Origin of the sequence: Streptomyces chlorus, from assembly GCF_042655885.1 — a bacterium.
In the GTDB taxonomy this organism is placed as follows: domain Bacteria; phylum Actinomycetota; class Actinomycetes; order Streptomycetales; family Streptomycetaceae; genus Streptomyces; species Streptomyces chlorus.
On sequence record NZ_JBHSOA010000025.1, the window covers coordinates 390,895 to 403,708 of the forward strand.

Genomic DNA, 12,814 nt, shown 5'->3' on the forward strand with positions numbered 1-12,814 from the left:
GAGGCGCAACCTGTCCTGGCCCCCGAGGCGCCCTCGGTGCAGATGAGTGGGGGACGACTGGTGTCAAGCTCGCCGGCGCGCCGGCGAACTCGCCGAACGGCTGTCGCCCGGTGAGGCGCTGACCGAGTGGCTGCACGAACTCGGCACCGGGATGATCCGGATCCGAGGGCTGCGGGCCCTGCTGGGCTCCGCCGTCGGGGCAACGGCGATGACGGTGGCGACGGCGGTCCGGCCGGCGACACCACCGACTGCTGCGAGCCCTTGAAGTGCGCGGTGGCGCGGCTGGTCGGCTCGGCGCGGGAGGCGGGGACGCTGCGCCGGGACATCGAGCCGGTCGACGTGCTGCGCCTGGCCCACGAGGTCGCCACGGCCTCGGAACCGGCGGGCGGGGAGGGGAAGCCCATCCGCCGATATCTGGGGCTGTTGATGGAGGGGTTGCGGCCGTAGCCGGTCCAGTCCGGCCGGGTACCGGTCCCGGGTGTGCCCCGAGCACGCGGGGCACACCCGGCCACGGGCCGTGCGGCTGTTACAGCGCCTGGGCGGCCGGCTTGACCATGCCCCTGACCGTGCGGGACTTCACGAAGTCGCCGATGGCGGTCATCTCCCACTCGCCGGAGAACTGGCGGATCAGCTTCGCCATCATGACGCCCGTCTGCGCTTCGGCGGAGGTGAGGTCGAAGCGGACCAGTTCCTCGCCGGTGGTGGCGTCCAGGAGACGGCAGTACGCCTTGGCGACCTCGGTGAACTTCTGGCCGGAGAACGAGTTGACCGTGAAGACCAGGCCGGAGACCTCCTGGGGGAGACGGCCTAGGTCGACCGTGATCGTCTCGTCGTCCCCGCCGCCCTCGCCCGTGAGATTGTCACCGGAGTGCTGGATCGCGCCGTTCACGATCTGGAGCTTGCCGAAGTAGCAGCTGTCGATGTGGTTGCGCTGCGGGCCGTACGCGATGACCGAGGCGTCCAGGTCGATGTCCTTGCCGCGGTACGCCGGCTCCCAGCCGAGGCCCATCCGGACCTGCGAGAGCAGCGGGCGGCCGCCCTTCATCAGGGAGACCGTCTGGTTCTTCTGGAGGCTGACCCGGCCCTTGTCCAGGTTGATCTTCCCGGTGCCCGGCGCGGCGGCGGGCGGTGCCGGGGGAGCGGCGGGCGCGGGCGGAGCCTGCGGGGCGGCCATCGGCGGGACCGGCGGCGCCGGCGGAGGGGGAGTGGCCGGCTGGACCGGGGAGGCCGGCTGGACCGGGGAGGCCGGCTGGGCGGGGGCGGCCGGTTCCTCGACCGTGACGCCGAAGTCGGTGGCGATGCCCGCCAGGCCGTTGGCATAGCCCTGGCCGACCGCGCGGGCCTTCCAGGCGCCGTTGCGCAGATAGACCTCGACGACCACCAGGGCCGTCTCGGCGCCGAGGCTCGGGGGAGTGAAGGTGGCCAGGACCGCGTTGTCGTCCGCGCTCCGGATGGTGGCCGTCGGTTCGATGCCCTGGAACGTCTGGCCCTGGGCGTCGGGGCTCGCGGTGACGACGATCTTCTCGATGCCGGGCGGGACGGCCGTGGTGTCGATCGTGATGGCGTCCGGAGCGCTGCCGCCGCCGGAGCGGTAGGTCACGCCGGGGCCCGCGGGCTGGTTGTAGAAGATGAAGTCGTCGTCGGAGCGCACCTTGCCGTCGGCGGTGAGCAGCAGGCCCGATACGTCGAGCCGCACCGGGGCGGCGACGTCCACCGTCACACGGGCGGTGGGAAGAGGGATGTTCGAGCCGGGGGTCATAGCTGTCATGCCGGGTGAACGAGCGGGGGCGTTTTGCCGTTCCCTTACCTGTGGCCCGAATGGGTCGGAGGTTCTCAGCCCCGGTTGCGGGGGTGGTCGCGGGCGGTGCGTTCGTTGCCGCGCTTGTAGTTGCCGGTCCAGCGGGCCATGACGAGCTGGGGGTCGGTGGTGGTGACCTCGGTGAGGAAACGGGCGGCGCGGTCGCCGTTCAGGGTGGTCGCGGGACGGTTGTGGTGGGTGATGTGCACAGTGCCGTTGGGGTGGGCCTCGTAGGCGAAGCCGTGGGGCTTGGGCATGCGCGGATGGTACGGCGGCGGGGGCGGCTCGCCCAGTGGGTTTCGCCCCCGCCGCCCCTTCCCTTCCCGACTCCAGGGGCTCCGCCCCTGGAACCCCGGCCTTTGCCCGCCCACCACCCGACTCGGTCGGTCGAGAGGAGCCGGCCAGGACATCCAGCCCGTCCCGGGGGCGAGAAAAAGTCCCGTTCCCCCTACGGCACCACCACGATCTTCCTCCCCACACCCCTCGCGAACTGCTCCAGCACCTCCGGATACCGCTCCAGCGGCAGACGGTCGCTGATGAACACGTCCGGGTCCAGCACCCCCGTCGCGAACAGCTCCGCCGCCCGCTCGTAGCTGTGCAGCACCGCCATCGACCCGGTGATCGTGATCTCCTGGTTGTAGATGCGGTACGGGTCGATCGTCACACGCGTCGCGTAGTCGGCGACCCCGAACTGCAGGAAGGTGCCGGCCTTGGACACGCGCTCCAGGCCGTCCTGGATCGCCGCCGCGTTGCCCGTCGCGTCGATGACGAGGTCCCAGCCCTGGGGGCGGTCCAGTTCGTCCGGGTTCGCCGCCGAGGCGGAGACGCCCAGCTGCCGGGCGGTCTCCAGACGGGCCGGGTTCAGATCCACCATGTCCACGCTCGCCGCGCCGGTCCGCTTGGCCAGCTCCAGCATCATCAGGCCCATCGTCCCGGAGCCGTAGATCAGGACGTGTGCGCCGAGGCGGGACTGCAGGACGTCGTAGCCGCGCACCGCGCAGGAGAGCGGCTCGATCAGGGCCGCGTCCTGGGTGCGGACGTGCTCGGGCAGCTTGACGCAGTTCGCCACCGGGGCCACCGCGTACTGGGCGGCCCCGCCCGCCGTGGTGACACCGATCGCCGCCCAGCGCTCGCACAGGTTGTTGTGGCCGGTACGGCAGTAGCGGCACTCGTAGCAGTACAGGGAGGGGTCCACGGCGACCTGGTCGCCGAGAGACACCTCGGTGACCTGGGCGCCGACGCCGACCACCTCGCCCGCGAACTCGTGCCCCGGCACGATCGGCAGCTTGGGGGCGAACTCGCCCTGCAGAATGTGCAGGTCCGTGCCGCACAGCCCGCAGGCCGCGACCTCGACGACGACCTCGCGGGGTCCTGGCGTCGGGTCCGGGACCTCGGTGACGACGGCCCGGCCCACGGACTCGATGACGGCGGCCTTCATTTCACGGCTCCCAACGACAGACCCTGGACGAGTTTGTCCTGGGCGGCGAACCCCGCGGCGAGCACCGGCAGGGAGATGGCGAGCGACGCGGCGCACACCTTGGCCAGGAACAGGCCCTGGCTGGTGATGAAGCCGGTCAGGAAGACGGGGGCGGTCTCGGCGACCACGCCCGTCAGGACCCGGGCGAACAGCAGTTCGTTCCAGCTGAAGATGAAGCAGATCAGGGCCGTCGCCGCGATGCCGGGCATTGCCATCGGGGCGATGATGCGGGCCAGCACCGTCGGCAGCCGGGCCCCGTCGATCTGGGCGGCCTCGATCACCGCGACCGGGATCTCCGAGAGGAACGAGTGCATCATCCACACTGCGATCGGCAGGTTCATGGAGGTGTAGAGCAGGACCAGCAGCCAGATGTTGTCGAGCATCCCGGCGTTCTTGGCGAACAGGTAGATCGGCAGCAGGCCCGCCACGACCGGCAGCATCTTGGTGGAGAGGAAGAAGAACAAGACGTCCGTCCACCGCTTCACCGGGCGGATCGACAGGGCGTACGCGGCCGGCAGCGCGAGCAGCAGGACCAGCAGCGTCGACGCCACGGACGCCACCGTCGAGTTGATCAGCGATGGCCAGGGGCTCGCGCCGCCGCCCGCGCCGAAGAACTCCCGGTAGCCGTCCAGGGTGAGGGCGGCGGCGAAGGACGGCGGGTTGGTGGCCGCGTCCTCCTCGGAGTGGAAGGACGTCAGTGCCATCCACGCGATGGGCAGGAAGAAGACGATGCCGGCCAGCCAGGCCACCAGGCCGAGCCCCGCTCCCTTGCGGTTCCGGCCGCGATCGGGTACGGCGACGGTACTCATGCGCGGGACGCCTCCTCGCGGAACAGGGACGACACGACGCGCAGGGCGAAGGTCGCGATGATGATCGAGCCGATGACGACCAGGACACCGGCGGCCGAGGCCAGACCGTTCTCATGGGCCTGGTAGAAGGTCTGGTACACGGTGTACGGGAGGTTGGCGGTGCCCAGGCCGCCGGACGTGATCGTGAAGACCGCGTCGAAGTTCTGCACGATGTAGATCGACCCGAGCAGGGCGCCCAGTTCGAGGTAACGGCGCAGGTGCGGCAGGGTCAGATGGCGGAAGATCTGCCAGTCGCTCGCCCCGTCGACCCGGGCCGCCTCGATCTGCTCCTGGTCCCGGCTCTGCAGGCCGGCGAGCAGGATCAGCATCATGAACGGCGTCCACTGCCACACCAGCGCCGCCTCCACCGCGAGCAGCGGGGTATTGGAGATCCAGTCGGGCTGCGGGCCGCCGACGTAGTGCAGCAGGCCGTTGAACAGGCCGTACTCGGGGTTGTAGAGGACGTGCTTCCACAGCAGGGCCGCCGCCACCGGCACCACCAGGAACGGGGCGATGAGCAGGGTGCGGACGATGCCCCGGCCGCGGAACTTCCGGTCGAGCAACAGGGCCAGCAGCAGTCCGAGGACCAGGCTGGCGAGGACGACCGCCACCGTCAGCAGGATCGTCGTCCACACCGACCGGCGCAGGTCGGAGTCGCCGAGCACCTCACCGTAGTTCGCGAAGCCGGCGAACTCCCGGGCATCGGGGTAGAGGGAGTTCCAGTCGAAGAAGGAGATCACCAGCGTCGCCACGAAGGGCAGCTGGGTCACCGCGATCATGAAGATCAGGGCGGGCAGCAGCGGGGCCCGGGTGGCCCAGCCGCGCAGCCGGTCGGAGCGCCGCCCGCCGCTGGCGCCAATTTCCGGGGCGGCCACGGGGGCCGTTGTCGTGGCGGTCATCGTCCCTCGTACTCCTCGGAGATCTCTTCGGCGAGCTGCTGGGACTTCTTCAGAGCCGATTCGACGGACTGGCGTCCGGCGATGGCCGCGCTGATCTCCTGGGAGACCTGGGTGCCGAGGTCCGTGAACTCGGGGATGCCGACGAACTGGATGCCGGGCGCGGGCCGCGGCTGCACGCCCGGGTCGTCCGGGCGGGCCTGCTCGATGGCCTTCCTGGTCATCTCCTGGAAGGCCGCGGCCTCCGCGCGGTAGTCCGGGTTCTCGTAGGTGGAGGCGCGCTTGCCGGCCGGGACGTTGGACCAGCCGAACTCGTCGCCGACCAGCTGCTCGTACTCCTTGCCGGAGGCCCAGGAGACGAACTTCCAGGCGTTGTCCGGGTTCCGGGAGGCGTTCTGGATGCCCCAGGCCCAGGTGTAGAGCCAGCCGGCCGACTCCGTCTTCTCGACGGGGGCGGGGGCGTAGCCCATCTTCCCCTTGACGGGGGAGTTGGCGGATTCCAGGGAGCCGGCCGCGGAGGTGGCGTCGTACCACATGGCGGTCTTGCCCTGGGTGGTGTTGTTCAGGCACTCGGCGAAGCCGGACTGGGCGGCACCGGCCTCGCCGTGCTCGCGCACCAGGTCGACATAGAACTTCGTCGCCTTCTGCCACTCGGGGGAGTCCAGGCGGGCGTTCCAGTCCTCGTCGAACCAGGTGCCGCCGAAGGTGTTCACCACGGTCGTCAGCGGTGCCATGACCTCACCCCAGCCGGGCAGACCGCGCAGGCAGATGCCCTTCATGCCGGGCTCGGCCCCGTCGAGCTTCGCGGCGATCTCGCCCACCTCCTGCCAGGTGGGGTTGGCGGGCATCGTCAGGCCCTCCCGCTCGAGGAGGTCCTTGCGGTACATCAGGAACGAGGACTCGCCGTAGAAGGGCTGACCGTAGAGCTTGCCGTCGTCCCCGGTGAGGGACTGGCGCATCGGCTTCAGGACGTCCTGCTCGTCGTAGCCGGGGTCCTCGTCGACGTACGGGTCCATCTCCTTGAGCCAGCCGTTGCGGGCGTAGATCGGGATCTCGTAGTTGGACAGGGTGGCGACGTCGTACTGGCCGGCCTGGTTGGCGAAGTCCTGGCTGATCTTGTCGCGGACGTCGTTCTCCGGCAGCACGGTGAAGTTCACCTTGATGCCGGTGTCCTTGGTGAAGTGCGCGGCGGTGAGCTTCTGCAGCTCCACCATCTGCGGGTTGTTGACCATCAGGACATTGACGGCATCACCGCCTGATCCGGCCCCGCCCGCTCCGACCCAGCAGCCGGAGAGCAGCGGGGCGAGCAGCGTCCCTGCGGCGACCGCGGCGAGTGTGGCTCGCGGTGGCCTCCGTCGGCTCTGGGTTCGCATGGATCGCTCCTGGACGTATAGGCAGGTACCGGGCGTCGCCTGGACGGGTCGGCCCGCGGGGGATGTGGAACGTGTGTGGTGAACCGGCACGCGGGGAATGCGCGTGCCGTGGATCGTGGTGCGGTCCGGGCCGTCCGGTCAGACGCGGATGACCTGAGGGCCCAGCAGGGAGTAGCGGTGGGCCTCGGCCGCCGGGAGCAGCGTGCTCGTGACGATCGCCTCCAGCGCGCCGACGTCGGCGAACCGGCAGAAGCTGACCGCCCCGAACTTGCTGTGGACGCCCGCGAAGACCACCCGGCGCGAGGCCCGCACCGCCTGTGTCTTGACCTCGCTGACCGCCGGGTCGGGCGTGGTCAGACCGTGTTCGCGCGAGATGCCGTTGGCGCCGATGAACGCCAGGTCGATGACGAAACCGGAGAGCATCTTCGTCGTCCAGTGGTCGACGGTGGCGAGGGTGCCGGAGCGGACCCGGCCGCCGAGCAGCAGGACGGACACGGTGCCGGTCTCGGCGAGTGCGCCCGCGACCGGCAGGGAGGCGGTGACCACGGTGAGTGCCCGGTCCCGGGGCAGTGCCTCGGCGATGAGCTGCGGGGTGAAGCCCTCGTCGACGAACACCGTCTCCGCGTCGCCGAGGAGTTCGGCCGCGGCGTTCGCGACCCGTCGCTTCTCGGCCACATGGCTGGTGGCACGGAAGGCGAGCGTGGTCTCGAAGGCGGCGCTCTCCACGGGATAGGCGCCGCCGTGGGTGCGGCGCACCAGGCCGTGGTCCTCCAGAGCGCGCAGATCCCGCCGGACGGTCTCCTTGGCCACGCCCAGATCGGCGGCGAGCGCTGTCACGTCGACCGAGCCGGTGGCGCGCGCCGCCCGCACGATCTCGCGCTGGCGCTCTTCGGCCGTTCTGTCGCTCATGGCCGCACACCTGCTTTCTGGTCGGGTGCCCGTTCGGGCCCTGTGGGGTCCTTGCGAGAAGTTGTACAGCGGGTACGCGAACCTGACCAGGTCTGTTGCGTAACCGGTACTGCCCGTTTGTGCCCGTTCGACTCGGGCGATGCCCGCCTCGGACCTGGGGGAGAGATGGACGGGGGCGGGGAAGCGGGCATCGCGGGTGCCCGAATGCGGCGGCGGGCGGGCCCGTTCGGTGCCCGCCCCCCGCTGTGGACGTCGATTTCCCGCCGCGATCGTGCGCGCGGGCGTCGTCGGTTTCGTGCGGTGGTGCTGGTTTCGCGCAGTGGTGCCGCCGGTACTGCTGGTGCCGTCAGTACGGCCAGATCGGCGGGTCGGTGACGAAGTGGCCGCCGATGCGCGCCTGTGCCGGATCGTCCGGGTCCAGTTCGCCCTGCTCGGCGACGAGCTTCGCGGCGAACGGCTCGGAGTCGTCCTGCGGGTCGTACCCGAGAGCGCGCGCGGAGGTGAGGTCCCACCACAGCCGGGTGTTGTCGGACGAGCCGTGGACGACCGTGTGGCCGACGCCCTCGGCGGTCAGGGCCGCGTGGAAGAGGCGGGCGCCGTCGGCGGGGCTCATCCACAGCGAGAGCATCCGCACGCTGGTCGGCTCGGGGAAGCAGGAGCCGATGCGTACGGAGACGGTCTCCAGGCCGTGCTTGTCCCAGTACAGCTGGGCGAGGTCCTCGCCGAAACACTTGGACAGGCCGTAGAAGGTGTCCGGGCGGCGCGGGGTGTCGATGGGAATGAGGGGGTCGTCGCCCTGCGGGCGCGGGGTGTAGCCGGCGGCGTGGTTGGAGGAGGCGAAGACGATGCGCCCCACGCCCTCCTCGCGCGCGGCCTCGTACAGGTGGTAGGTGCCTTCGATGTTCGCCGCGAGGATCTTCTCGAAGGAGGCTTCCAGGGAGATGCCCGCGAGATGGATGATCGCGTCGACCCCGCGGACCGCCTCGCGCACGGCCTCCCTGTCGGCCAGATCCGCCACGATCGCGTCCGGCTCCCCCCCGATGGGCCGCAGGTCGAGCAGGCGCAGCTGGTAACCGTAGTCCGGGAGCAGGCCCCGCATCAGGGTGCCGAGGCCGCCGGCGGCGCCGGTGAGCAGGACGGTGCGGGGAGCGGGCATCAAGGATCTCCTTGCATCACCGGCCGTGCATGTGCGCGCACGGCATTCATATGCGTGGACACGGTAAGGAGGTGGCCCGCCGCCCGTCAAGTATCCCCCACCCTCCCGCGGAGTGGGGGAATCAGCTGGTGTGTGACGGGTCGGCGTGCTTGACCGGTGTCCAGGGAGCGCTCTAGCGTGACACTGTTCAGAAATGTAGACGCCAATCAAGAATATGGACCTGGGAGAGCTTGTGACGCCAGCCCCTCTCGCCGCCCGACTCGGCATCCCCAGCGGACCGCTGTTCTTCCCGGTCACCGCCTACGGACCCGACGGCTCCGTCGACCTCGAGACCTATCGGCTCCATGTGCGCGGCGGGGTCGAGGCCGGGGCCGCCGCCGTGTTCGCCTGCTGCGGCACCGGGGAGTTCCATGCCCTGACGCCCGAGGAGTTCGAGGCGTGCGTGCGAGTCGCCGTCGAAGCGGCCGACGGACGCGTCCCGGTCGTCGCGGGCGCCGGGTACGGCACCGGCCTCGCGGTGCGCTGGGCCGCTCTCGCCGAGCGGGCCGGGGCGGACGGGCTGCTCGCCATGCCGCCCTACCTGGTGCGGGCCGGCCAGGCGGGACTGGTGCGGCACTACCGCGAACTGGCCGCGGCGACCGCCCTGCCGGTGATCGTCTACCAGCGCGACAACGCCCTGTTCACGCCCGAGAGCGTCGTCGAACTGGCCCGCACCGAGGGGATCATCGGCCTCAAGGACGGCCACGGCGACCTCGACCACATGCAGCGGATCGTCAGCGCCGTACGCACCGAAGACCCCGGCGGGTTCCTGTACTTCAACGGGCTGCCCACCGCCGAACAGACCCAGCTCGCCTACCGTGCCCTCGGCATCACCCTCTACTCGTCCGCGGTGTTCTGCTTCGTGCCCGAGATCGCCCTCGCCTGCCACCGGGCCCTGCACACCGGCGACCGGGGCACCGTGGACCGCCTTCTCGACGGCTTCTACCGGCCCTTCGTCGAACTGCGCGACCAGGGCCGCGGATACGCCGTCTCCCTGGTCAAGGCCGGGGTACGGCTGCGCGGCCTGGACGTGGGCGAGGTCCGGCCGCCGCTCGACGAACCGGCCGGGGATCATGTCAAGCAACTCGCTCAGCTGATCGAGCGGGGACTCGCACTGATCGAGGAGGCCAAGTGAAGGCATCGGCGTTCGTCTACCCCTGGGACGTCAACGGGGACCCCGAAGCCCCCGCGCGGCTCGCCGGGCTCGGCGTGGCGCAGGCGACGCTCGCCTCCGCCTACCACTCCACGCGTGCGCTGACTCCCCGTCACCCGCGCCACCGTATCGTCACCGCCGAGCACGCGGCCGTCCTCTACCCACCCGGCGCCCACTGGGCCGCCCGCGCCCCGCGCCCGTACCCCTCCGGCGACTGGGCCCCCGGCGACGCCTTCGGCGAGGCCGCCGAGGCGCTCGCGGACGCGGGCCTCCAGGTGCACACCTGGGTCGTGCTCGCGCACAACTCCCGCCTCGGCGCCGACCACCCGGACACCTCGGTCGTCAACGCCTACGGCGACCGCTACCCCTGGGCCCCCTGCATCGCGCAGCCCGCCACCCGCGCGTACCTGACCGGCCTGGCCGCCGAGGCCGCGGTGCGGCCCGGGGCGAGCGGCACCGAACTGGAGTCCCTCGGCTGGTACGGACTCGCGCATCTGCACGCCCACGACAAGACCGCCGGGGTCGGCCTCGGAGACGCCGGGCAGTACCTGATGTCCCTGTGCTTCTGCCCGTCCTGCCGCGAGGGCTACGGGGCTCAGGGCCTGGACGCCGGTGAACTGGCCGCGACCGTACGGGCCGCCCTGGAACCGGTGTGGCAGGGGGCGCCCTCCGACGGAGGCTGGGCGGGAGTCGGCAAGCTCCTCGGTGAGGAGACGGCGGCCGCCACGCGCGCGTGGCGCGACGCGACGGCCCGCACGCTCCAGGAGGCGGCGGTCCGGGCGGTACGCGACGCGGCACCCGAGGGCTTCCAGGTCCTGCTGCACGCGGACCCGGTGTCGTACCACTGCGGCGCGAACGCCGGCGTCGACCCCGCGCACATCCTCTCCGTCGCCGACGGCGTGGTCGTCCCCTGCACCGGCGGCCCCGCCCCGCTGACGCCGTTCGCACGGGAGGCGCGGGACGTACCGGAGAACCGTCCGGACGCCGTCCTCGCCGCCAACTTCACCGTGGTCTCCGGCATGGGCGGCAGCCCCGGCACCCTCGCCGCGGACGCGGCCGAGGCCCGCCGCCTCGGCGCGACGGAACTGCGGCTGTATCACGCGGGACTGGCGTCGGACGGCGATCTGGAAGCGGTGCGCTCGGCGCTCACCGCACTCTGAAACAGCGCCACCGCCACCGCCGACAGTGTGCACCCCAGGGCGACCAGCAGCAGTTGGTGGTCGAGCAGTTCGACCAGCGCCGCGCCGGCCGCCAGTCCGAGCACGTTCGGCGTGAACACCAGTGTGTTGGCGGTGGCGGTGGCCCGGCCCAGCAGCGGGCCGGGCGTCTCGCGCTGCACGGCGGTCAGCGTGGCGATCAGTACGGCGGGCAGCCCCGCCCCGATCGCCGCGCTGCACGCCCACGCCACCGGATCGTTCGGCACCGCGCGCAGCGCGACGGCGGCGGCCAGCAGGGCGATGCCGTATGCCGCGAACCGCCGCTCGCCGCAGCGGCGCAGGGCAGGCCCCGAGCACAGGCCGAGCGCCACCGAGCCCGCGCCCTGGACGGCGTACAGCACACCCGCGTACGCGGGGGAGTGGCCGAGGCCCTCGACCACGGCGTAGACCAGCGCCCCGCTCACTCCCGCGCACAGCATCGTGGCGCCGCCCGCCAGGACCAGCGGGCGCAGCGCAGGATGCGACCACAAATGACGGGCACCCTCGGCGATGCGCTCCCGCGGGCTGTCCTGCGGGGGCGCGGGCCGCTCCTCCCGTACGCGCAGGAACGCGTACAGCACCGTGGCGAGCAGGAAGGTGACCGCGTCGAGGAGGGCGACGGACGCCCCGCCGTACGCGGCGTACAGGCCCGCGCCCGCCAGCGGGGCCAGGAGCTTCATGCCCTCGTCGGCCGTCATCCGCAGCCCGTTGAAGTCTCCGAGCAGGGACCGGTCCACGGCGGTGGCGATCAGCGCCGACTCGGCCGCGTCGTGGACGACGCCCGCCGCGCCGTACACGAACAGCACCGCGTACAGCAGCCACAGGCGGTGCGGAGAGTCGACGGCGAGGAGGGCGGGCAGGAGTACGGCCAGGAGCAGACTCGTGCCGATCAGCAGCGGCTTGCGGCGGAACCGGTCGGCGAGCGTGCCCAGCAGCGGGCCGGCCAGGGTGGGGGCCCACATCGCCAGCAGGCACAGCGCGGCCAGCCCGTCCGAGCCGGTGAGGTCCTTGACCCACACGCCGGAGGCGAGCCACAGCGCGGACGTGCCGAAGCCCGACACCACCACTCCGGCCAGGTAGAGCCGCGCGTTCCGCTCCCGCACCACGCGCACCGCGGTCCAGGCCCGCCCGCCAGGTCCGCCAGGTCCCTGCGTTCCGTTCGTCGTCATGCCAGGTCATCGTGGGGCTAAGGACTGTCCGTACGGATCGGGCAGACGCCTTATCCATGGCACGGGCGAGCGATGAGTTCCGAGACCCGGCTCGGTCAACCCTCCAGGAACACCCGTGCGCGCACGGGCACAGTCATACAGCCATGAGGAGCAGGGAGCAGCCATGACCGACTCGACCCTCGACCTCGGACCGCAGGCGCGGATCATCGCGCGCCTCGCCGAGGGCGTCACCGACGCGCAGTTCGCGGACCGGACGCCCTGCCCCCGGTACGCGGTGCACCACATCCTGGGCCACCTCGCCGGGCTGAGCGTCGCCTTCCGTGACGCCGGGCGCAAGGACCTCGGCAGCACCACCGACACCAGCCCGGACGCCGCCCTGCCGGACCTCCGCCCCGGCTGGCGCGAGGACCTGCCCGCGGTGCTCGGCGAACTCGCCGATGCCTGGGGCGACCCCCTGGCCTGGACCGGCATGACCAGGGTCGGAGGCGTCGACCTGCCGGGCGAGGTGGCCGGAGCCGTGGCCGCCGACGAACTGGTGATCCACGGCTGGGACCTGGCCCGCGCCACCGGCCAGGACTACGCGCCCGACCCCGCCGCCCTCGAGGCCGCGCACACCTTCCTCCTCGCCGCCGCGGCGGAACCCGGCCGGGACAGCGGCGAGGGCATCTTCGGCCCCGTCGTGCCCGTGCCGTCCGACGCCCCGCTGCTGGACCGGACGGTGGGGCTGAGCGGCCGCGATCCGGGGTGGACACCCAAGGCCTGACCAGGAGATCTCCCGAGCGGCCGGGCATCCGGGCAGG

General features: G+C 71.7%; 14 protein-coding genes. 5 read left to right on the forward strand and 9 right to left on the reverse strand.

The genetic code is table 11. The features are described from left to right. The first annotated feature begins 46 nt into the window (after positions 1 to 46). Complete coding sequence (locus tag ACFPZI_RS13350; RefSeq protein WP_381362643.1) at positions 47 to 265, forward strand: hypothetical protein; 219 nt, start codon at positions 47 to 49, stop codon at positions 263 to 265. Further along, complete coding sequence (locus tag ACFPZI_RS13355) at positions 262 to 447, forward strand: SbtR family transcriptional regulator (protein ID WP_381362646.1); 186 nt, start codon at positions 262 to 264, stop codon at positions 445 to 447. Before ACFPZI_RS13350 ends, ACFPZI_RS13355 begins: the two co-directional genes overlap by 4 nt. Positions 448 to 526: 79 nt before the next feature. On the opposite strand, the gene ACFPZI_RS13360 is transcribed toward ACFPZI_RS13355, so the two are convergent. From ACFPZI_RS13360 to ACFPZI_RS13395, 8 genes are all read right to left on the reverse strand, one after another. Beyond that, positions 527 to 1,759 (reverse strand): TerD family protein, encoded by a 1,233-nt coding sequence (locus ACFPZI_RS13360; RefSeq protein WP_381362951.1) that lies wholly within the window; start codon positions 1,757 to 1,759, stop codon positions 527 to 529. Between the two features lie 74 nt (positions 1,760 to 1,833). Then, a complete protein-coding gene (locus ACFPZI_RS13365) occupies positions 1,834 to 2,055 on the reverse strand; it encodes a hypothetical protein (protein WP_381362649.1) in 222 nt (73 codons plus the stop codon). Positions 2,056 to 2,246: 191 nt separating this feature from the next. After that, positions 2,247 to 3,236 carry a zinc-dependent alcohol dehydrogenase family protein gene (locus ACFPZI_RS13370; protein ID WP_381362651.1) on the reverse strand — a complete coding sequence of 330 codons (990 nt, stop codon included), beginning with the start codon at positions 3,234 to 3,236 and terminating at the stop codon, positions 2,247 to 2,249. Next, positions 3,233 to 4,084, reverse strand: a complete 852-nt coding sequence (locus ACFPZI_RS13375) for a carbohydrate ABC transporter permease (protein WP_381362654.1) — start codon at positions 4,082 to 4,084, stop codon at positions 3,233 to 3,235. Before ACFPZI_RS13375 ends, ACFPZI_RS13370 begins: the two co-directional genes overlap by 4 nt. After that, a complete protein-coding gene (locus ACFPZI_RS13380) occupies positions 4,081 to 5,022 on the reverse strand; it encodes a carbohydrate ABC transporter permease (protein ID WP_381362657.1) in 942 nt (313 codons plus the stop codon). Before ACFPZI_RS13380 ends, ACFPZI_RS13375 begins: the two co-directional genes overlap by 4 nt. Next, on the reverse strand, positions 5,019 to 6,392 hold the full coding sequence (locus ACFPZI_RS13385; protein ID WP_381362660.1) for an ABC transporter substrate-binding protein: 1,374 nt from the start codon (positions 6,390 to 6,392) through the stop codon (positions 5,019 to 5,021). The genes ACFPZI_RS13380 and ACFPZI_RS13385 overlap by 4 nt, the downstream gene beginning before the upstream one ends. A gap of 138 nt (positions 6,393 to 6,530) precedes the next feature. Beyond that, entirely contained in the window at positions 6,531 to 7,301 is a 771-nt protein-coding gene (locus ACFPZI_RS13390; protein ID WP_381362662.1) for a DeoR/GlpR family DNA-binding transcription regulator, read from the reverse strand. 346 nt (positions 7,302 to 7,647) lie between these two features. After that, positions 7,648 to 8,457 carry an NAD-dependent epimerase/dehydratase family protein gene (locus tag ACFPZI_RS13395; protein ID WP_381362665.1) on the reverse strand — a complete coding sequence of 270 codons (810 nt, stop codon included), beginning with the start codon at positions 8,455 to 8,457 and terminating at the stop codon, positions 7,648 to 7,650. 232 nt (positions 8,458 to 8,689) lie between these two features. Between ACFPZI_RS13395 and ACFPZI_RS13400 the strand changes: the two genes are divergently transcribed. Continuing rightward, a complete protein-coding gene (locus ACFPZI_RS13400) occupies positions 8,690 to 9,631 on the forward strand; it encodes a 5-dehydro-4-deoxyglucarate dehydratase (protein WP_381362667.1) in 942 nt (313 codons plus the stop codon). After that, positions 9,628 to 10,809, forward strand: a complete 1,182-nt coding sequence (locus ACFPZI_RS13405; protein WP_381362670.1) for a hypothetical protein — start codon at positions 9,628 to 9,630, stop codon at positions 10,807 to 10,809. The genes ACFPZI_RS13400 and ACFPZI_RS13405 overlap by 4 nt, the downstream gene beginning before the upstream one ends. On the opposite strand, the gene ACFPZI_RS13410 is transcribed toward ACFPZI_RS13405, so the two are convergent. Continuing rightward, positions 10,746 to 12,014 (reverse strand): MFS transporter, encoded by a 1,269-nt coding sequence (locus ACFPZI_RS13410; protein WP_381362673.1) that lies wholly within the window; start codon positions 12,012 to 12,014, stop codon positions 10,746 to 10,748. The two genes, ACFPZI_RS13405 and ACFPZI_RS13410, sit on opposite strands and share 64 nt — an antisense overlap. Before the next feature lie 163 nt (positions 12,015 to 12,177). Between ACFPZI_RS13410 and ACFPZI_RS13415 the strand changes: the two genes are divergently transcribed. Beyond that, entirely contained in the window at positions 12,178 to 12,777 is a 600-nt protein-coding gene (locus ACFPZI_RS13415) for a TIGR03086 family metal-binding protein (RefSeq protein ID WP_381362676.1), read from the forward strand. Positions 12,778 to 12,814 lie beyond the last annotated feature (37 nt).